12 protein-coding genes, 1 tRNA gene and 1 pseudogene are annotated in these 21,337 nt (G+C 63.0%); 12 read left to right on the top strand and 2 right to left on the bottom strand.

The genetic code is table 11. The annotated features are described in order from the left end of the window. Positions 1-82 precede the first annotated feature (82 nt). The 11 genes and pseudogenes from NKJ75_RS09170 to NKJ75_RS09120 all read left to right on the top strand — a co-directional run bounded on the left by NKJ75_RS09170 (position 83) and on the right by NKJ75_RS09120 (position 18,987). A complete protein-coding gene (locus tag NKJ75_RS09170) occupies positions 83-2,545 on the top strand; it encodes a glycogen/starch/alpha-glucan phosphorylase (RefSeq protein WP_023743703.1) in 2,463 nt (820 codons plus the stop codon). 71 nt (positions 2,546-2,616) lie between these two features. Beyond that, positions 2,617-4,830, top strand: coding sequence for a 1,4-alpha-glucan branching protein GlgB (gene glgB / locus NKJ75_RS09165; protein WP_023829104.1), 2,214 nt, complete (start codon positions 2,617-2,619; stop codon positions 4,828-4,830). 59 nt (positions 4,831-4,889) lie between these two features. Further along, positions 4,890-6,155 (top strand): glucose-1-phosphate adenylyltransferase, encoded by a 1,266-nt coding sequence (gene glgC / locus NKJ75_RS09160; protein ID WP_023715696.1) that lies wholly within the window; start codon positions 4,890-4,892, stop codon positions 6,153-6,155. A 19-nt stretch (positions 6,156-6,174) separates the two neighbouring features. Beyond that, positions 6,175-7,620, top strand: coding sequence for a glycogen synthase GlgA (gene glgA / locus NKJ75_RS09155; RefSeq protein ID WP_352499575.1), 1,446 nt, complete (start codon positions 6,175-6,177; stop codon positions 7,618-7,620). Between the two features lie 3 nt (positions 7,621-7,623). After that, positions 7,624-9,252, top strand: coding sequence for an alpha-D-glucose phosphate-specific phosphoglucomutase (locus NKJ75_RS09150; protein ID WP_023834456.1), 1,629 nt, complete (start codon positions 7,624-7,626; stop codon positions 9,250-9,252). Positions 9,253-9,409: 157 nt separating this feature from the next. Continuing rightward, entirely contained in the window at positions 9,410-11,410 is a 2,001-nt protein-coding gene (gene glgX / locus NKJ75_RS09145) for a glycogen debranching protein GlgX (RefSeq protein ID WP_352499574.1), read from the top strand. Continuing rightward, entirely contained in the window at positions 11,410-13,059 is a 1,650-nt protein-coding gene (gene bglA / locus NKJ75_RS09140) for a beta-galactosidase BglA (RefSeq protein WP_023834454.1), read from the top strand. The genes glgX and bglA overlap by 1 nt, the downstream gene beginning before the upstream one ends. 421 nt (positions 13,060-13,480) lie before the next feature. Continuing rightward, positions 13,481-14,848, top strand: a pseudogene (locus NKJ75_RS09135) (peptide ABC transporter substrate-binding protein); the annotation flags it as partial. Between the two features lie 426 nt (positions 14,849-15,274). Beyond that, positions 15,275-16,198: an ABC transporter permease subunit gene (locus NKJ75_RS09130; protein WP_023684574.1), complete on the top strand. Its 924-nt coding sequence runs from the start codon at positions 15,275-15,277 to the stop codon at positions 16,196-16,198. 9 nt (positions 16,199-16,207) lie between these two features. Continuing rightward, on the top strand, positions 16,208-17,335 hold the full coding sequence (locus tag NKJ75_RS09125) for an ABC transporter permease (protein ID WP_023670736.1): 1,128 nt from the start codon (positions 16,208-16,210) through the stop codon (positions 17,333-17,335). 32 nt (positions 17,336-17,367) lie between these two features. Beyond that, positions 17,368-18,987 carry an ABC transporter ATP-binding protein gene (locus NKJ75_RS09120; protein ID WP_023684573.1) on the top strand — a complete coding sequence of 540 codons (1,620 nt, stop codon included), beginning with the start codon at positions 17,368-17,370 and terminating at the stop codon, positions 18,985-18,987. A gap of 41 nt (positions 18,988-19,028) precedes the next feature. Here NKJ75_RS09120 and NKJ75_RS09115 read toward each other — a convergent pair whose 3' ends face one another. Together NKJ75_RS09115 and NKJ75_RS09110 are read right to left on the bottom strand one after the other, a co-directional pair. Continuing rightward, the gene (locus NKJ75_RS09115; protein WP_023684572.1) at positions 19,029-19,367 is read right to left on the bottom strand and encodes a hypothetical protein; all 339 of its coding nucleotides are present in this window, start codon (positions 19,365-19,367) and stop codon (positions 19,029-19,031) included. Between the two features lie 168 nt (positions 19,368-19,535). Continuing rightward, a tRNA-Pro gene (locus tag NKJ75_RS09110) sits at positions 19,536-19,612 on the bottom strand. 200 nt (positions 19,613-19,812) lie between these two features. On the opposite strand from NKJ75_RS09110, the gene NKJ75_RS09105 reads away from it, so the two are divergent. Next, positions 19,813-21,333 carry a phosphomannomutase/phosphoglucomutase gene (locus tag NKJ75_RS09105; protein WP_023834452.1) on the top strand — a complete coding sequence of 507 codons (1,521 nt, stop codon included), beginning with the start codon at positions 19,813-19,815 and terminating at the stop codon, positions 21,331-21,333. Positions 21,334-21,337: the final 4 nt, after the last annotated feature.

Here is a 21,337-nt window from a genome sequence, read left to right as displayed (position 1 = left end):
GAACGTATGTTGCGATGCACTAGGATAGGCTGGGACTGAGAGCGAAAGCCGGTATGATCGCAGCACGATCACGAGAGGCAGTATGACGCGAACAATGACAGCCAAAGCCCCCGATCTCGAAATACCCGATCCCAAGACGCTGGCCGACGAAGTCTTGCTGGCTCTCAAATACCGGGTCGGCAAAGGCACCTCCGTTGCCACGCAATATGATTGGCTGACAGCCTCGATCAAGGTCGTGCGCGACCGCATCGTCGATCACTGGATGCAGGCGACGCAGGAGGCCTACGCCCAGCAGGAAAAGCGCGTCTATTACCTGTCGCTCGAATTCCTCATCGGCCGGCTGATGCGCGATGCCTTCTCCAATCTAGGCCTGATGGACAATATGCGAGAAGCGCTCAAGTCGCTGGGCGTCGACCTCGACCTCATCGCCGGGCTCGAACCGGATGCGGCGCTCGGCAATGGCGGTCTCGGCCGGCTCGCCGCCTGCTTCATGGAAAGCATGGCGACCGTCGACATTCCCGCGCATGGCTACGGCATTCGCTACGCCAACGGCATGTTCCGCCAGGAGATCCATGATGGCTGGCAGGTCGAACTGCCCGAAACCTGGCTCGACCACGGCAACCCTTGGGAGTTTGAGCGGCGGGAGCGTGCCTTCGAGGTCGGCTTCGGCGGCTCGGTGGAATCGATCACCTCCAAGGATGGCCGGCTCGAGCGTCACGTCTGGAAGCCGACCGAGCATGTCCAGGCCGTCGCCTACGACACGCCGGTGGTTGGCTGGCGCGCCAACCGCGTCAACACGCTGCGGCTTTGGTCCGGCATGCCGGTCGATCCGATCCTGCTCGACAAGTTCAACGCCGGCGACCACATCGGCGCGCTGGCCGAAAGCAACAAGGCCGATGCCTTGTCGCGCGTGCTTTACCCCGCCGATTCCCACAAGGCCGGCCAGGAACTGCGGCTGCGGCAGGAATATTTCTTCTCCACCGCGTCGCTGCAGGACATCGTCCAGCGCCATCTCAGCCAGTATGGCGATCTCGCCTCGCTGCCCGACAAGGCGGCGATCCATCTCAATGACACCCATCCGGCGATCGCCGTGCCGGAGCTGATGCGCCTGCTGATGGACGTCCATGGCATGGATTTCGACCAGGCCTGGGATATTACCAAGCGCACCTTCGGCTACACCAACCACACGCTGCTGCCAGAGGCGCTGGAAAGCTGGCCGGTGCCGCTGTTCGAGCGGCTTTTGCCGCGCCACATGCAGATCGTCTACGCCATCAATGCGCAGGTTTTGCTTGAGGCCCGCGCCACCAACCAGTTTTCCAATGAGCAGATCAGCCGCATCTCGCTGATCCAGGAAAATGGCGACCGCCGCGTGCGCATGGGTAACCTGGCCTTTGTCGGCTCGCACTCGATCAATGGCGTGTCGGCGTTGCACACCGAACTGATGAAGGAGACGGTGTTTGCCGATCTCCACAAGCTCTATCCCGAGCGCATCAACAACAAGACCAACGGCATCACCCCACGCCGCTGGCTGATCCAGTGCAATCCAGGCCTCACCGCGCTCACCCGCGCGGCGATCGGGGACCGTTTCCTCGACGACATCGACGCCATCAAGGGGCTCGAAGCCTTTGCCGGTGACGCCGCCTTCCGCGACAAGTTCGCCGCCGTCAAGCGCTCCAACAAGGTCAAGCTCGCCAATCTGGTCGCCGACCGGCTCGGCATCAAGCTCGACCCGTCGGCGCTGTTCGACATCCAGGTCAAGCGCATCCACGAATACAAGCGCCAGCTGCTCAACATCCTGGAAGCGATCGCGCTCTACGATCAGATCCGCTCGCATCCCGAGCAGGACTGGATGCCACGTGTGAAATTCTTTGGTGGCAAAGCGGCGCCCAGCTACCACAATGCCAAGCTGATCATCAAACTGGCCAACGACGTCGCCAAGGTCATCAACAGCGACCCGTCGGTGCGCGGTCTGCTGAAAGTGGTGTTCGTGCCGAACTACAATGTCAGCCTGGCCGAGGTGATGATGCCGGCCGCCGACCTGTCCGAGCAGATTTCGACTGCCGGCATGGAGGCGTCGGGCACCGGCAACATGAAGTTCGCGCTGAACGGCGCCTTGACCATCGGCACGCTCGACGGCGCCAATGTCGAGATCAAGGAATGCGTCGGCGACGACAACATCTTCATCTTCGGCCTGAGCACGGCGGAAGTCGCCGAGCGGCGCAGCAATGGCTACAACCCGCGCGCCGTGATCGAGGGCTCCCCTGAATTGGCGCAGGCTGTTGCCGCAGTATCGTCGGGCGTGTTCTCGCCCGACCAGCCGGATCGCTACCGCGAGCTGGTCGACGGCCTCTACAACAGCGATTGGTTCATGGTGGCGGCGGATTTCGACGCCTATGCCGCCGCCCAGCGCGATGTCGACGCCGTCTGGCGCAACAGCCCCGACTGGTACGCGCGTGCGATCCGCAACGTTGCCCGCGTCGGCTGGTTCTCTTCCGATCGCACGATCCGCCAATATGCGAAAGAAATCTGGAACGTGCCCGCCTGATATGATTGCATGAGGCCACGAGCAACGGGTCTTGTGCACAAGAACTGGTTCCCAGGGAGGGACACCGCCTGATGAAGAAACCGCGCGCGACCGCGACGACGAGCGGGTCGGACGGGCTGGCGTCAGCCGGCGATGTCGCCGCAATTGTTGCAGGCACGCATGGTGATCCCTTCGCAGTGCTGGGTGTGCATGAAGCCGACAAGGGCCTGGTTGCCCGCTGCTTCGTCCCCAATGCCGAGTTCGTCACCGCCTATACGCTGACCGGCAAGAACGCCGGCGAACTCACGCGGCGCGACGACGCCGGTTTCTTCGAAGGCAGACTGTCGATCAAGAAGCGTCAGCCGCTGCGCTATCACGCCAAAAATGCCGGCGGCGACTGGTGGCTGACCGATCCCTATTCCTTCGGCCCGGTGCTCGGCCCGATGGACGACTACTATATCGCGCAAGGGTCGCACCTCAGGCTGTTCGACAAGCTCGGCGCCCATCTCCTCGACCATGAAGGCGCGTCGGGCGTCCATTTCGCCGTCTGGGCGCCCAATGCAAGGCGCGTCTCCGTGGTCGGCGACTTCAACGAATGGGACGGCCGCCGTCATACGATGCGCGACCGCCGCGACACCGGCATCTGGGAGCTGTTCATTCCCGATATCGGCGCCGGCCACCCCTATAAATACGAGATCATTGCCCCGGACGGCGTGCGCCTGCCGCTCAAGGCCGATCCGTTCGCCTTCAAGTCGGAATTGCGCCCGGCCACAGCCTCAGTGACGGCGGTGCCGCCGGCGCATGAATGGGGCGACGAGGCGCATCGCAATTACTGGCGAAAGGCCGATCCCCGGCGCGAAGCCATATCGATCTACGAGGTCCATGCCGGTTCGTGGCAGCAGCACGATGATGGCAGCTTCCTGTCATGGGACGAACTCGCCAACCAGCTTATCCCCTATGCTGTCGAGACCGGCTTCACCCACATCGAGTTCCTGCCGATCTCCGAACATCCCTATGACCCGTCATGGGGTTATCAGACAACCGGACTTTATGCCCCCTCGGCGCGCTTCGGCGACCCCGACGGCTTCGCCCGTTTCGTCGACGGTGCGCACCGCGCCGGCGTCGGCGTCATCCTCGACTGGGTGCCGGCGCATTTCCCGGTCGACGCGCATGGCCTGGCCAATTTCGACGGCACAGCACTTTATGAGCATGCCGACCCGCGCAAGGGTTTTCATCCCGACTGGAACACCGCGATCTACAATTTCGGCCGCCGCGAGGTGGTGTCGTTCCTGGTCAACAATGCGCTGTTCTGGGCCGAGAAATACCATGTCGACGGTTTGCGCGTGGATGCAGTGGCCTCGATGCTCTACCTCGATTATTCGCGCAAGGCTGGCGAATGGATCCCCAACGAGAAAGGCGGCCGCGAAAACCTCGAAGCGGTGTCCTTCCTGCAGAAGATGAACAAGGAGGTCTACGGCCACCATCCCGGCGTGATGACCATCGCCGAGGAATCGACCTCATGGCCGAAGGTCTCGGCGCCGGTGCATGAAGGCGGGCTGGGCTTCGGCTTCAAATGGAACATGGGCTTCATGCACGACACGCTGGAGTATTTCGCCAGGGAGCCGATCTTCCGCAAGCACCACCACAACGACCTGACGTTCGGCCTGACCTACGCCTTTTCCGAGAATTTCGTGCTGCCGCTGTCCCATGACGAGGTCGTGCACGGCAAGGGCACGCTGCTCGGCAAGATGGCCGGCGACGACTGGCAGAAGTTCGCGACATTGCGCGCCTTTTACGCCTTCATGTGGGGGTATCCCGGCAAGAAGCTGTTGTTCATGGGCCAGGAATTCGCCCAGCGCCGCGAGTGGAGCGAGGCGCGCGCGCTCGACTGGAACCTGCTCGACTTCCACCCGCATCGCGGCGTCTGGCAGACGGTGCGCGACCTCAACTATCTCTATCGCTCGCGCCCGGCGCTGCATGCACGCGACTGCGAGCCGGACGGCTTCTCCTGGCTGATCGTCGACGACAAGGAAAACTCGGTCTTCGCCTGGCTGCGCAGCGCGCCCGGCGGCAACCCGATCGCCGTCATTTCCAACTTCACGCCAGTGCCGCGCGACAATTATCGCGTGCCATTGCCCAAGGTCGGCAAATGGCGCGAAATCATCAACACCGACGCTTCGGACTACGGTGGTTCGGGCAAGGGCAATGGCGGTGTGGTCGAAGCCAGGGCGGAAGGAGGAGGCATTTCGGCAACGATGCTTTTGCCGCCGCTGTCGACGATCATGCTTGAACTCGTTGCGGACTAGGTCCGTCGACTCGTTGCGGACCGGGCGATGCTCCAGACTGGTAATTTGGGAGGGTAAAAATGGCAGACTTGAAGAGAACCCAGCCGCTGGCGCGCGATGCCATGGCCTATGTGCTGGCCGGCGGCCGCGGCAGCCGGCTCAAGGAATTGACCGACCGCAGGGCCAAGCCGGCTGTCTATTTCGGCGGCAAGACGCGCATCATCGATTTCGCGCTGTCCAATGCGCTGAATTCCGGCATCCGCCGCCTCGGTGTCGCCACCCAGTACAAGGCGCATTCGCTGATCCGCCACCTGCAGCGCGGCTGGAACTTCCTGCGGCCGGAGCGGAACGAAAGCTTCGACATCCTGCCGGCCTCCCAGCGTGTCTCAGAAACGCAGTGGTATGAAGGCACGGCCGACGCCGTCTACCAGAACATCGACATCATCGAGGCCTATGGCCCCGAATACATGGTCATCCTGGCCGGCGACCACATCTACAAGATGGACTACGAGCTGATGCTGCGCCAGCACGTCGATGCCAATGCCGATGTCACTGTCGGTTGCCTTGAAGTGCCGCGCTTGGAAGCGACCGGCTTCGGTGTCATGCATGTCGACGGCAAGGACAACATCATCGCCTTCGTCGAAAAGCCCGCCGACCCGCCCGGCATTCCCGACAAGCCGGAATTCGCGCTGGCCTCGATGGGCATCTATGTCTTCAAGACCAAGTTCCTGATGGAACAGCTGCGCCGCGATGCGGCCGAGCCAGGCTCCAGCCGCGACTTCGGCAAGGACATCATCCCCTACATCGTCCAGCATGGTAAGGCGATCGCGCATCGCTTCGCCAAATCCTGCGTGCGCTCGACTGCCGAGAACGAGGCCTACTGGCGCGATGTCGGCACGGTCGACGCCTACTGGGAAGCCAATATCGACCTGACCGATATTACCCCCGAACTCGACCTCTACGACCGTGACTGGCCGATCTGGACCTATGCCGAATTGAAGCCGCCGGCAAAGTTCGTGCATGACGAGGATGGCCGGCGTGGTTCGGCCGTCTCCTCGCTGGTCTCAGGCGATTGCATCGTCTCGGGTGCTTCGCTGAAGCGCAGCCTGATCTTCACCGGCGCGCGCATCAACTCCTATTCGACGCTGGAAGAGGTCGTCATGCTGCCCGACGTTCATGTCGGCCGGAACGCAAAGTTGAAGCGCGTCGTCATCGACCACGGTGTAAGGATACCGGAAGGGCTGGTGGTTGGCGAAGACCCTGTTCTCGACGCCAAGCGTTTCCGGGTTTCGGAAAAGGGCATCTGCCTGGTCACGCAGGACATGATCGACAAGCTGAAGCTGTAAGACGGGGTACCATAAACGCATGCAGGTTCTGTCGGTCACGCCCGAGATATTTCCGCTGATCAAGACCGGCGGACTTGCCGACGTGACCGGCGCATTGCCGATCGCGCTGGCCGCCAAGGGCGTGACCATGCGCACGCTCATCCCCGGCTTTCCCCAGGTGATGGACGCCTTCAAGAAAAAGAAGGCTGTCTACCAATACCCGCTGCTGCAGGGCGGCAAGGCTTCGGTCCATGCCGTCAAGATCGCCGGGCTCGACCTGTTCGTGCTCGACGCGCCGCATCTCTACGACCGTCCCGGCGGCCCTTACGGCAATGCGGCCGGCGCCGATTGGCCCGACAATTGGCGGCGTTTTGCTGCGCTGAGCCAGGTCGGTGGCGATATCGCCGGCGGCGCCATTTCCGGCTACCAGCCGGATCTCGTCCACGCCCATGACTGGCAGTCGGCGATGACGCTGGCCTATATGCGCTACGGCAAGGCGGTCGGCGTACCGTCGCTGATCACCGTGCACAATCTTGCCTTCCAGGGTCAGTTCGGCGCCGGCATTTTTGGCGAGCTCGGCTTGCCGGCCGCGGCGATGGCGCTTGACGGCGTCGAATATTATGGCGGCGTCGGCTTCCTCAAGGCCGGCCTGCAGGCGGCCTGGGCGATCACCACGGTGAGCCCCACCTATGCCCAGGAAATCCGCTCGCCGGAATTCGGCATGGGCCTCGACGGCCTCATCAACATGCGCTCTTCCGACCTCTACGGCATCGTCAACGGCATCGACACCGGCATCTGGAACCCGCAGACCGACAAGCATCTGGTGTCGGCCTACTCCGCCGCGACGCTGAAGGCTCGCCTTCCCAACCGGGCGGTTGTCGAGGACCGCTTCAGCCTCGAGCGCGACGACAGTCCGATCGTCTGCGTCGTCAGCCGGCTGACCTGGCAGAAGGGCATGGACATACTGGCGGCTGTGGTCGACGGCGTCGTCGCCACCGGCGCGCGGCTGGCGATCCTTGGCTCAGGCGACGCCGGCCTGGAAGGCGCGCTGCTGGCTGCAACCGCCCGCCATCGCGGCCGTGTCGGCGTCGTCGTCGGCTATGACGAGGGGCTTTCCCACACCATGCAGGGCGGCTGCGACGCCATCGTCATCCCATCGCGCTTCGAGCCTTGCGGGCTGACCCAGCTTTACGGCCTGCGCTATGGCTGCGTGCCGGTCGTCGCCCGCACCGGCGGCCTTGCCGACACCATTATCGACGCCAATGAAGCAGCGATCTCGGCAGGTGTCGCCACCGGGTTCCAGTTCGCGCCCAATAGTGGCGGCGCCATGCTGCACGCCATCCGCCGGCTGGTCGATGCGCATTCGAGCCCGGCCGTCTGGGAACAGATCCAGCGCCAGGGCATGAAGGCCGATGTCTCCTGGGACAAGAGCGCCGACAAATACGTTGAACTCTACCGCCTGCTGCTTTCGAAAAGGGTTGCCTGAAGCATGATCCGGACCGTCGCCACCAAACCCTATCTCGACCAGAAACCCGGCACGTCCGGCCTGCGCAAGAAGGTGCCTGTCTTTCAGCAGGAGCACTATGCCGAGAACTTCATCCAGTCGATCTTCGACGCGCTGGAGGGCTTTGAGGGCAAGACGCTGGTGATCGGCGGCGACGGCCGCTTCTACAACCGCGAGGTCATCCAGAAGGCCATCGCCATGGCGGCGGCCAACGGCTTCGGCAAGGTGATGGTCGGGCAGGGCGGCATATTGTCGACGCCGGCGGCGTCGCATGTCATCCGCAAATACAAGACCTTCGGCGGCATCATCCTGTCGGCCAGTCACAATCCGGGCGGCCCGCACGAGGATTTCGGCATCAAGTACAATGCCGGCAATGGCGGCCCGGCGCCGGAAAAGCTGACCGACGCGATCTTCGAAAAGACCAAGACGATTTCGAGCTTCAAGACTGCCGACATCGACCAGATCGACATGGACAAGATCGGCACGGTGACCGCCGGCGGCATGGCGGTCGAGATTATCGACCCGGTCACCGACTATGCCGAATTGATGGAGAGCCTGTTCGACTTCGACGCCATCCGCGCCAATTTCAAATACGGCTTCCGCATGCGCTTCGACGCCATGCATGCGGTCACAGGCCCGTATGCCAAGGAAATCCTCGAGCGCCGGCTCGGCGCGGAGAATGGCACCTGCCGCAACTACAAGCCGCTGCCGGATTTTGGCGGCCATCACCCGGATCCGAACCTGGTCCACGCCAAGCATCTCTATGACGAGATGATGGGACCGGATGCGCCCGATTTCGGCGCCGCTTCCGACGGCGACGGTGACCGCAATCTCATCATCGGCAAGGGCATTTTCGTCACCCCGTCGGATTCGGTGGCCATGCTTGCCGCCAATGCGCAATTGGCGCCGGGCTACAAGGACGGCCTCAAAGGCATCGCCCGCTCGATGCCGACCAGCGGCGCTGCCGACCGCGTCGCCGAACAGCTCGGCATCGGCATCTACGAAACGCCGACCGGTTGGAAGTTCTTCGGCAATCTGCTCGATGCCGGCATGGCAACGATCTGCGGCGAGGAAAGCGCCGGAACCGGCTCGAACCATGTCCGTGAAAAGGACGGGCTGTGGGCGGTGCTGTTGTGGCTGAACATCCTGGCCGTGCGCGGCGAAAGCTGCAAGGACGTCGTCACCGAACATTGGGCGACCTACGGCCGCAATTACTATTCACGTCATGACTATGAGGAGGTCGAAACCGAGCGCGCCAACGCCCTGGTCGACGAGTTGCGCGCGAAGCTCGCTTCGCTGCCCGGCACCAGCGTGCGCGGCCTGAAGATCGCCAATGCTGACGACTTCGCCTATCACGATCCCGTCGACGGTTCGGTGAGCAAGAACCAGGGCATCCGCATCCTGTTCGAAGGCGGCTCGCGTGTCGTGTTTCGTTTGTCCGGCACCGGCACGTCGGGTGCTACGCTGCGCGTCTACATCGAGCGCTACGAGCCGGACAGAGCGCGGCATGATCTCGACACGCAAGAGGCGCTCGCTGACCTGATCGCGGCTGCCGATGATATCGCCGGGATCAAGAGCCACACCGGGCGCAACAAGCCGAGCGTGATTACTTGAGGGTGGTGACTTCTTTACCCTCCCCCTTGTGGGGAGGGTCGATCCGCGCAGCGGATCGGGTTGGGGGTGCTCGTAAAGCGCTTTCCCCGCGCCGACCCCCACCCCGCTCACTTCGTTCGCGACCCTCCCCACAAGGGGGAGAGTGGAGGATGCGCCGATGACCCAGCTCGGCGCAACCGTCACTCCCGAAGGCATCCGCTTCGCCGCCTGGTCGTCATCCGCGCGGCGCCTGTGGGTGTCGATCTTCGACGACACCGGCGCCCGTGAAATCGACCTGCTCGAACTTCAGCCGGAAAGCGAGGGCGTCCATGCGCTGTTCGTCGCCGGCCTTGCCGCGGGTACGCGCTACGGCTTTCGCGCCGACGGCGAATATGCGCCGGAGCGCGGGCTGTGGTTCGATCCCGACAAGCTGCTCACCGATCCCTACGCCGTCGAGATCGACCGGCCCTACCAGCATCATTGGCGGCTTGCCGCCCGGCGCAACGAAGGCACCGATACCGCGCCGCTGATGCCGAAGACCGTCGCCCGCGCGCTGCCCAAGCCGCTGCCGGCCAAGGCGCCTTTGTTCCAGCCGGGCGGTCTGATCTACGAACTCAATGTCCGTTCCTTCACCAGACTGCATCCGGACGTGCCCCAAGCGCAGCGCGGCACCATTGCGGCACTTGCGCATCCGGCCATCCTCGAACACCTCAGAAAGATCGGCGTCTCCGCCGTTGAGCTGATGCCCGTGACGGCATGGATCGATGAGCGCCATTTGCCGCCGCTCGGCCTCAGCAACGCATGGGGCTACAACCCAGTCACCTTCATGGCGCTCGACCCGCGCCTGGCGCCCGGCGGCCTCGCCGAGTTGCGCGATACTGTGAGGGTGCTGCGCAGGGCTGGCATTGGCACCATCCTCGATCTCGTCTTCAATCATACCGGCGAAAGTGACCGGCTCGGGCCGACGCTGTCGCTGCGCGGCCTCGACAATCAAGCCTACTACCGCAGCGAGCCGGACGGCAGGTTGGCCAACGATACCGGCACCGGCAATACCATTGCCTGCGACCATCCGGTCGTTCGCGACATGGTACTCGACACGCTGCGCCATTTCGTCCGCCATGCCGGCGTCGACGGTTTCCGCTTCGACCTGACGCCGGTCCTCGGCCGCGTCGCTGGCGTATTCGATCCGGCGGCCCCGTTGCTCGATACCATCGCAACCGATCCCATCCTTGCCGATAGGGTGCTGATCGCCGAGCCGTGGGACATCGGCCCGAATGGCTATCAGCTCGGCAATTTCCGGCCGCCATACCTGGAATGGAACGACCGCTACCGCGACGACGTCAGGCGCTTCTGGCGCGGCGATGCCGGCGCGGTCGGTGCGCTGGCGACAAGGCTCGCCGGCTCCTCCGATGTGTTCGGCAGGGAGGGCCAATCCGCCAGCCGCACGGTCAACTTCATCGCCGCGCACGATGGCATGACGCTGGCCGATATCGTCGCTTATGAAGCCAAGCACAACCAGGCCAATGGCGAGAAGAACCGCGACGGCCACAATGAGAACCTGTCCTGGAACAACGGCGTCGAGGGCGAAACCTCGGACAAGGCGATTGCCGAGGCCCGTTCCCATGATCGCTTCGCGCTGCTCGCCACTCTATTTGCCTCGCGCGGCACCATCATGCTGACGGCGGGCGATGAATTCGGCCGCACGCAAGGGGGCAACAACAACGCCTATGCGCAGGACAACGCCATCACCTGGCTCGACTGGGCCGGGCGCGACGTCGGGCTGGAAGCCCATGTGTCGGCGCTCGCAGCTCTGCGCGGCGCGGTGCCGGCGCTTTCCGATACGCGCTTCCTGACCGGAGAGCCGCCGGCCGGTTCTGAAACGCCCGACGTCGCCTGGCTGACCGAGACCGGCGCGCTGCTCAGCGAAGCCGACTGGAACGATGGCTCGCGCCATCGCCTCGTCATGCTGCTCGGCGATGGCGGGGAAGGCCGCCTGGCTGTGATCGTCAATGGCGATCGCCGCCAATGCGTCTTCACGCTGCCCGCGCGGCAAGGGTTTGAATGGCAGCCGGCTGTTGAAGCGCAAGCGGTCGACCTCGCGCGGCCGCTGCCCGGCCGCAGTGTCAGTTTCATGATCGAGCGCCGGACCGCAAAGGCCCGCGCCAGGAAGGGTCCGTAATGGCCGACGACAATGCCCAGCCGGGACCCGAACAGAGCGCCGACTGGTGGCGCGGCTGCGTCATCTACCAGATCTATCCTCGCTCCTTCCAGGACACCACCGGCGACGGCAGCGGCGACCTCTCAGGCATCACCTCACGGCTGGCGCACGTCGCCTCGCTCGGCGTCGACGCCGTCTGGCTGTCGCCCTTCTTCAAATCGCCAATGGCCGATATGGGCTACGACGTCTCCGACTATCAGGCGGTCGATCCGATGTTCGGCACGCTCGACGACTTTGACGCGCTGGTTGCCGAGGCGCACAGGCTCGGCCTGAAGGTGATCATCGATCAGGTGTTGTCGCACTCCTCCGACAAGCACGAATGGTTTGTAGAGAGCCGTGCCAGCAAGGATAATCCCAAGGCTGACTGGTATGTCTGGGCCGACACCAGGCCGGACGGCAACGCGCCCAACAACTGGCTGTCGGTCTTCGGCGGCCCGGCCTGGGAGTGGGACGCGACCCGCCGGCAATACTACATGCACAATTTCCTCGCCTCGCAGCCGGACCTCAACTTCCACAATCCTGAGGTTCAAGACGCGTTGTTGCAGACGGTGCGGTTCTGGCTCGAGCGCGGCGTCGACGGCTTCCGCCTGGATACGGTCAACTACTATGTCCACGACCGCTGGCTGCGCAGCAACCCGCCGCTGGCGTCGAGCGTCGCCGGCACCAACGGCGAAACCAACACCTATCTCTTCCAGGAGCACCTGTTCGACAAGACGCAACCGGAAAACCTCGATTTCCTCAGGCGCTTCCGCGCTTTGCTCGACGAATATGACGGCCGCGCCAGTGTCGGCGAGGTCGGCGACGAAGGCCGCTCGCTGCAGACGCTGGCCGCCTACACATCCGGCGGCGACAAGCTCAACATGTGCTACACCTTCGACCTGCTCGGCCCGCAATTCTCAGCCGCCCATGTGCGCGGCTGCGTCGAGGCCTTCGAGGCAGCCGTCGCCGACGGCTGGGTCTGCTGGGCGTTCTCCAACCACGATGTCGTGCGCCATGTCAGCCGCTGGACGCGGCCGGGCGGCGATCCAGATGCGGTGGCGACATTCGCTATCGCTTTGCTCTCCTGCCTGCGGGGCTCGATCTGTCTCTACCAAGGCGAAGAGCTTGGGCTGGAGGAGGCGGAACTGACCTTCGAGGATCTGCGCGATCCCGTCGGCATCCGTTTCTGGCCGGGGGTCAAAGGCAGGGACGGCTGCCGCACACCGATGGTCTGGGAGGCGGGCGCCGACAATGCCGGTTTTTCCTCGGGAAAACCCTGGCTGCCGGTGCCGGAAAGCCACCGCGCTCGGGCGGTCGATATCCAGAACGCCGACGACAAGTCCGTGCTCGCCGGCTACCGGACGATGCTCGCCTTGCGCAAGGCGCATCCGGCGCTGGTCAAGGGCCCGATCCGCTTTCTCGATACCGACGGCGATGTCCTTGCCTTCATCCGGCAGGGCGAGGACGAGATATTGCTCTGCGTCTTCAATTTCGCCGACAAGCCGGCCGACTGGCGACTGCCGCCGGATCTCCAGCCTGTCGAGGCGATCGCTCTGGGTGGCGGTGCCGTCCTGCAGGAGGAGGGGCTGTCGCTGCCGGCCCTGGGCTGGTTTGTCGGCAAGGTAGGCTGATCTTTCAGGGACGCCGTCCGGCTTCAAAAAAGATCGTGTCCGCATGCAACCGTGCCGAGTGATCCGCGCAACGTCACCGGCGCCACGTTTTTCATTTTCGGGCTTCTTCGGTACTTTCGTCGAGCTTGGCCACGACGGCATTCCTGAAATGTTTCCAGGTGGTTGCGCTAATGACAACTGCTGAGGGCAAAAGGCAAAATTACAGGACAACCTCAAGCTGCACCCAATTGAACCTGGTAATATAGATTAGCTATGGCTGGTTTAGGGTGAGGATGCTCACTTAGCGTCAAGCAAGACTCGGTTGAAATAGCATTTCCGTCTGTCTAGTCTCCTGCCACCAGCTGCCGGAACGGGAACCGGCGGCGCGCTCGAAGGGGCCAGAAATCGGTTCCGGGGCGTCAACACTCGTAAGGCGCAGCCGATGGGCAGCGCCACAGGGAGAGACTTCATGCTGAAAAATATGCTGAAGGCGACGCTTGTCGCCGCGACCATGACCTTTGCCGCAGGCACGTTCCTGACGCCGGCCCTTGCCGAGACCGTCTATAACAGAGGCAGCGCCGCCGAAGCGGAGACGGTCGATCCGCACAAGACCTCGACCGTCTACGAAGCCGATATCATACGCGACCTGTTCCAGGGACTGGTCATGCACGATCAGAAGACGAACCTCATCCCGGGCGCCGCCGAAAGCTGGACGGTATCGGATGACGGCACCGTCTACACCTTCAAGCTGCGCAAGGACGGCTTGTGGTCGGATGGCAGCCCGGTGACGGCTGACGATTTCGTCTATTCCTTCCGTAGGCTGGAGGATCCGGCGACCGCCGCCGAATACGCTTCCATGCTCTATCCCGTGAAGAACGCCGAGGAAGTCAACACCAAGAAAGGCAAGCCCGAGGACATGGGCGTCAAGGCGATCGACGCCAACACCCTGGAAGTGACGCTGAAGGCGCCGACGCCATACTTCCTGGAGATGCTGACCCACCAGGCTACCTATCCGGTCAACAAGGCCTCGATCGACAAGCTCGGCGCCGACTGGATCAAGGCGGGCAATCTCGTTTCGAACGGCCCCTATACACTGGCCGAGTGGATTCCCAACGACCACATGAAGCTGGTCAAGAATCCGAAATTCTGGGATGCCGCGACCGTCAAGATGGACGTCGTCAACTACATCCCGACCGAAGACCGCTCTTCGGCGATGAAGCGCTTCGAGGCAGGCGAACTCGACAGCTACGGCGACCTGCCGACCGAACAGCTCGCTGACCTCAAGACCAAGTTCGGCGATCAGGTCCGCGTCGGACCGTATCTCGGCACCTATTATTACGCGATCAAGACCGACAAGGCGCCCTGGGACAATGTCGAGCTGCGCAACGCCATCTCGATGGCTATCGACCGCGACTTCCTGGCCGAAAAGGTCTGGCAGAATTCCATGCTGCCTGGCTATTCGATGGTGCCTCCGGGCATCGCCGGCTACACGCCGGCAATGGCCAAATACGCCGACATGCCGCAGATCGACCGCGAGGACGCCGCCAAGAAGATCCTTGAGAAACTCGGCTATACGCCCGAGCATCCGCTGAAGATGGAGATCCGCTACAACACCTCGGAAAACCACAAGAACACCGCGGTTGCCATCCAGGAACAGTTGAAGCCGCTTGGCGTCGAGATCACGCTGCTCAACACCGATACCAAGACCCACTATTCCTTCCTCGAGCAGAAGGGCAACTACGACGTGGCGCGTGCCGCCTGGATCGCCGACTACAAGGATCCCGAGACCTTCCTCGGCATCACCCGCAAGGCCAGCGGCAACAACTATTCGAACTACGTCAGCCCGGCATATGAGGCGGCCATGGACAAGGCCGCGGCTGCCGGCGGCAAGCCGGAAGAGCGCATGAAGGACCTCACCGAGGCCGAGCGCATCCTTGTCGATGACGTCGGCAACATTCCGCTTCTCTACTACAGCTTCCACGATATCGTTTCCTCGAAGCTGCATGGCTTCGATGACAATGTGATGGACATCCATCCGTCCCGCTTCGTCTCCAAGGACTGATAATCATCCTTGACTGGACCGCCGCGCCCCATTTGGGCGCGGCGGACTGGTCGGTCATCGCACCGGTCCGAAAGTCGTGGTCGATTTTCGGCAAGCCCGGTGCGAAGATTTGGCGCCGGAGCGTGGCAATGCGTCCGCATGGACGTATGTCGCTCTGGCCGAAGCGGGGCGCCGATGCTGCGATACATCTTACGGCGGCTTCTGACCGCCATTCCGACGCTGTTCGTCATCGTGACCATGGCGTTCTTCCTGATACGCGTCGCACCGGGCGGCCCCTTCAATCAGGAGCGGGGCCTCAGTCCCGAGATCAGGGCCAATCTGGAAGCACAGTTCGGCCTCGACGATCCGCTCTGGCTGCAATATGCCCACTATCTCGGCAATCTTCTGCGCGGCAATTTCGGGCCGAGCTACAATTTGCCTGACTTCACCGTCACCGAACTGTTTGCCAAGGGGCTGCCGATATCGGTCCAGCTCGGCACCTCGGCGCTGATCCTGGCGCTGCTGCTTGGTTCGGTGCTCGGCACCATCGCCGCGCTCAACCAGAACAAGCTTGGCGACTATACGGTGATTGCGCTGGCGACCGCCGGCAGCACTATCCCCACCTTCGTCATCGCTCCTGTGATTCAGCTGGTGTTCGGATTGACCTGGAAGCTGTTGCCGATCGGCGGCTGGGGTGATGGCGCATTAATCAACAAGATCGGCCCGGTGCTGACGCTGGCCTTGCCGCAGATCGCCATCGTTGCCCGCCTGATGCGCGGGTCGATGATCGAGAGCTTGCGTTCGCATCATATCCGAACGGCGCGTGCGCTCGGCCTCTCCGACTGGTCGGTGGTGGTCAAGCACGCGCTGCGCGGCGCCATCCTGCCGATCGTTTCCTTCACCGGCCCCGCAGCCGCGGCGCTGCTCACCGGTTCGGTCATCGTCGAGACCATCTTCTCCATTCCCGGTGTCGGCCGCTATTTCGTCGATGCCGCGCTCAACCGCGACTACACGCTGGTGATGGGGACCGTGGTGGTGATCGCGCTCTTCACCATCGTCTTCAACCTGATCGTCGACGTCATGTACGCGGTCGTCGACCCGAGGGTACGCTATGACTGAGGGTGCGCTATGACTGACATCACAGCCGCCGCCGCTCCGCCGGCCGTCGTCGGCCGCTCGCTCTGGGGCGACGCATGGGCGCGCCTCAAAGCCAACCGCGCCGCCATGTTCAGCCTCTATTACCTGGCCTTCATTGGCGTCATCAGCATCTTCGGCCCCTGGTTCGTGCCGCATCAGTACACCACCATCTATGCCGACTATGTGCGCACGCCGCCAAGCTTTTCAGCCTATCCGAAGCCCGACATGATCGAGACGGCGCTCAAGGATGCCATCAAGCGCATGCGCGTCGACATCAAGGAGTGGAAACTGGACGGCAGTCGCGTCACCGTCACCGTCACCTCGACCAAACCGATCGACGACCGCAACATCCGCTATCTTGACCGCTCCGATGCCTTCGACGATACCAAGATAGAGAGCAAATCGGCCGACGGGCTCGAATTGACTATGACTGCGTCGGTCAAACAGCAGTACTTCCTGTTCGGCACCGACAACACCGGTCGCGATCTTCTCTCGCGAACGCTGATGGCAGGGCGCATCTCGCTGGCCATCGGCCTGCTTGCCGGCATTGTCGCGGTGGTCATCGGCGTCCTCTACGGGGCGGCGGCCGGCTTTTCCGGCGGCAAGATCGACGAGGTGATGATGCGCATCGTCGACGTGCTCTATTCCTTGCCCTTCATTTTCTTCGTCATCATGCTGGTGGTGTTCTTCGGCCGCAACTTCGTGCTGATGTTCCTGGCGGTGGGAGCGGTGCTGTGGCTCGACATGGCGCGCATCGTGCGCGGCCAGGCGCTGTCGATCCGGCGGCAGGAGTATGTCCAGGCGGCCGAAGCCATGGGCGTCGGCCAGCGCGGCATCCTGCTGCGCCATGTCATCCCCAATCTGCTCGGACCAGTGGTGATCTACATGACGCTGCTGGTGCCGCAGGTCATCATCCTGGAAAGCTTTCTGTCCTTCCTCGGCCTTGGCGTGCAGGAACCGATGACCAGCTGGGGCGTGCTCATCTCCGTCGGCGCCAAGAACATCGGCACCGCCAACTGGCTGCTTTTGTTCCCCGCCTTCTTCCTCGTGTCGACGCTGTTTGCGCTGAACTTCGTCGGCGACGGCCTGCGCGATGCGCTCGATCCGAGAGACCGATAATATGGGGACCAAATAAAATGGGGACCGTTGCGATGGAAACGCCCGAAACGATCCTCAGCGTCAAGGACCTTCGCGTCCGTTTCCGCACGCTCGACGGCGCGGTCGAAGCGGTCAAGGGCATCAACATCCACGTCAAGGCAGGGGAAACCGTTGCCGTGGTCGGCGAATCCGGATCCGGCAAGAGCCAGACCATGATGGCGGCGATGAGCCTGCTGGCGTCCAATGGCGAGGCGACGGGTCACGTCGATTATCGCGGCCGCAACCTTTTGACCATGAGCAAGCCCGACCTCAACAAGGTGCGCGGCGCCAAGATCAGCATGATCTTCCAGGAGCCGATGACCTCGCTCGATCCACTCTATTCGATCGGCAACCAGCTTATCGAACCGATCCGCAAGCACCGGGGGCTGAACGCAGCCGAGGCACGGAACGAGGCGCTCAAGTTGCTCAGGCTGGTGCATATCCCCGATCCCGAGCGGCGGATGAAATCCTATCCGCACGAAATGTCGGGTGGCCAGCGCCAGCGCGTCATGATCGCCATGGCATTGGCCAACGACCCCGACATCCTGATCGCCGACGAGCCGACGACGGCGCTCGACGTCACCATCCAGGCGCAGATCCTGGTGCTGCTCGCCGAATTGCAGCGCAAGCTCGGCATGGCCATCGTCTTTATCACCCACGATCTCGGCATCGTCCGGCGCTTTGCCGACCGCGTCTATGTCATGCGCTATGGCGAGGTGGTCGAGGAAGGCGAAGCGGAAGCACTTTTCGCCAACCCGCAGCATGCCTATACCAAAATGCTGCTGGCCGCCGAACCGACCGGCACCAAGGCGGCGCCGCCGCCCAGCGCTCCTGTGCTGCTGGAGGGCCGCAATGTCGAAGTGACCTTCAAGATCGGCGGCGGCTTCCTTGCCGGCGAACCGCTGCTGCTACGCGCCGTCGATCACATTTCGATCCGGCTGAAGCGCAACCAGACCATCGGTATCGTCGGCGAGTCCGGTTCGGGAAAATCGACGCTCGGCCGCGCACTTCTGCGCCTGTTGCCCAGCGACGGTGTCATCCGCTTCGGCGACCGCGACATCTCCACCGCCGACCGCCAGGCGATGCGGCCGCTGCGTCGTGAGATGCAACTCGTCTTCCAGGATCCGTTCGGCTCGCTGTCGCCGCGCATGACCGTCGGCCAGATCATCACCGAAGGGCTTCTGGTGCATGAGCCGAACCTGTCAGGCAAGCAACGCGATCAGCGCGCCGTCGAGGCCTTGCTCGAGGTCGGCCTCGATCCCAACGCACGCAACCGCTACCCGCACGAATTCTCCGGCGGCCAACGCCAGCGCATCGCCATCGCGCGTGCCGTGATCCTGAAGCCCAAACTGGTGGTGCTGGACGAGCCGACTTCGGCGCTCGACCGCTCGGTGCAGAAGCAGATCGTCGAATTGCTGCGCAAGCTGCAGGCCGACCACGAACTATCCTACCTCTTCATCAGCCACGATCTCTCCGTGGTGCGCGCCATGGCCGACTACATCATCGTCATGAGGCAGGGCAAGATCGTCGAGGAAGGCCCGACCGAACAGATATTCAGCAACCCGCAGGCCGCCTACACCCAGACGCTGATGGCTGCGGCGATCGATGTCACGCGCTTCCGGCTGAGTGCTTAAGGCGTGACGTTGAGCAGATAGTCAGGGTAGGGCCAGTTCGCTTAGCCCGCTGACCTGGGACATCTGTTGGCTCTTGTCGCGACAATGGCCTCTTGCCGCTGCTTCAGCAGTTCGATTCTGGCCGTCTCACGCTTGGCCACTGCGCTCTTCACGCGCGTGCCGCCGAGCAGCCAGTTCGGCACGCTGGTGTTGGCGACCTTGCCGCGGGTGATGGCGGTTTGCGAGATGTCGCGCGCGGTATCGCCTACGGCGGTGTTGAGCTCGGCGCATGTCATGCTGTCGTATTTCGCCGGGTTCACCGCGCTGCCCAGCGATGAGCAGCCTGCCGCCAGGGACAAAGCGAGCAGCGCTGACAGCCGGCTTGAAATCAACAAATTCATCTTCCGCAAACCTCGTTCCGGCCGCTGTCTCGGCGGCATTCCTATTATCGAGGTAGCGCGGAAGGTTGTCGCGTCAAAACACCATGCTGACAGCGACGCCGACGCGGCCGGTTTGCATCAAGCTATCTTGTGGGTCGGGAGAACAAACACCTAAGTGTCTGTTTTTTCTGGTCGGAGTGGCAGGATTTGAACCTGCGACCCCCTCGTCCCGAACGAGGTGCGCTACCAGGCTGCGCTACACTCCGTGACCAGACCGCGGGCTTATAGCTGCCGCATACCGTTCCTGCAAGCGGCAATGGCAGCGCTTCTGTCGCATTTCGTTGGCTTTCGTTGGGCATCGCCGCAAAGCTTGGCTTTCCCTCCCGGGATAAACCCGGCTTAAAGCCTTGTGTGCTAAGTCGCAGCCCCGATAGATCGTGTTTTCGCCATCTGGAGCTTTGCTGCCTTGCCCCTGAAAATCGTAGGCGACGCCCGGCCCAACAGCTTCGAATTCGAAACCGAAGCGCTGATCAAGGCGTCCGGCTTTCGCGAATACGACGCGCGCTGGTGGTTTGGCCATGCCGGTTCGACGCAACCGCCGGACCTGAACCTGATCGGCGTCCAAGCGTTGGGCATGGGCCTGGGCACTTTGATCCGCCGTCTTGGCGCGGGTCCCGACATCGTCACCGGGCATGATTTCCGTTCCTATTCGCTTGCCATCAAGCTGGCGCTGGTTTCCGGCCTGATGGCTGCGGGCGCAAAGGTGAAAGACATTGGCCTGGCGCTGTCGCCCATGGCCTATTTCGCCCAGTTCGCGCTCGACGCGCCTTCCGTCGCCATGGTCACCGCATCGCACAACGAGAATGGCTGGACCGGAGTCAAGATGGGTGCGGCGAGGCCGCTCACCTTCGGACCGGAGGAGATGAGCGCCCTGAAACAGATCGTGCTGTCGGGCGATTTCGATCTTGCCGGCGGTGGCTGCTACGAATTCGTCTCCGGTTTTCGCGAGACCTATCTCGACGATCTGGTGAGCGACAAGCGCATCGCGCGAAAGCTGAAAGTCGTGGCCGCTTGCGGCAACGGCACTGCCGGCGCCTTCGCGCCACAGGCGCTGGAGCGCATCGGCTGCGAGGTGATCCCGCTCGATGTCGAGCTCGACCACAGTTTTCCGCGCTATAACCCGAACCCGGAAGACATGCAGATGCTGCATGCCATCAGGGACAAAGTGCTGGAAACAGGTGCTGATGTCGGGCTGGGCTTCGACGGCGACGGCGACCGTTGCGGCGTGGTCGACAATGAGGGCAACGAGATTTTTGCCGACAAGGTCGGCGTCATGCTCGCGCGGGACATATCAACCCAATACCCCGGCTCGACCTTCGTCGTCGATGTCAAGTCGACCGGCCTGTTCAACACCGACAGCGTCCTGCGCGCCAACGGCGCGAAGACAGATTACTGGAAGACCGGCCATTCCTACATCAAGCGCCGCGTCGCCGAGCTTGGCGCCGTCGCCGGCTTCGAGAAGTCGGGCCATTTCTTCTTCAATCCGCCGATCGGCCGCGGCTATGATGACGGTCTCATCACGGCAATAGCCATTTGTGAGATGCTCGTCCGCAACCCCATAAGTTCGATGGCCGATCTCTATCGCGCGCTGCCGCTGACCTTCGGCACGCCGACCATGTCGCCGCATTGCGCCGATGACGTGAAATACGGCGTGGTCGGTCGGGTGGTGGCGGACTTCCAGGCGATACAGCGCGCCGGCAAGGCTTTTGCCGGCCAGAAGATCGCCGAGCTGATCACCGTCAACGGCGTGCGCATCGTGGCCGAAGATGGCACCTGGGGCGTGGTACGGGCGTCGTCGAACAAGCCGGAGCTTGTCGTGGTTGTCGAAAGCCCGGTATCGTCCGACCGCCGCCGGCAGATGTTCGAGGCGGTCGACGCCGTGCTGCGCCGCAGCCCCGAAGTCGGCGCTTACAACCAGACGTTCTGATTGG

It is taken from the genome of Mesorhizobium sp. M0058, assembly GCF_040323095.1.
GTDB lineage: Bacteria > Pseudomonadota > Alphaproteobacteria > Rhizobiales > Rhizobiaceae > Mesorhizobium.
Note: the sequence above shows the minus strand (reverse complement) of the source record. Positions and strands in the feature narration are given on the sequence as shown.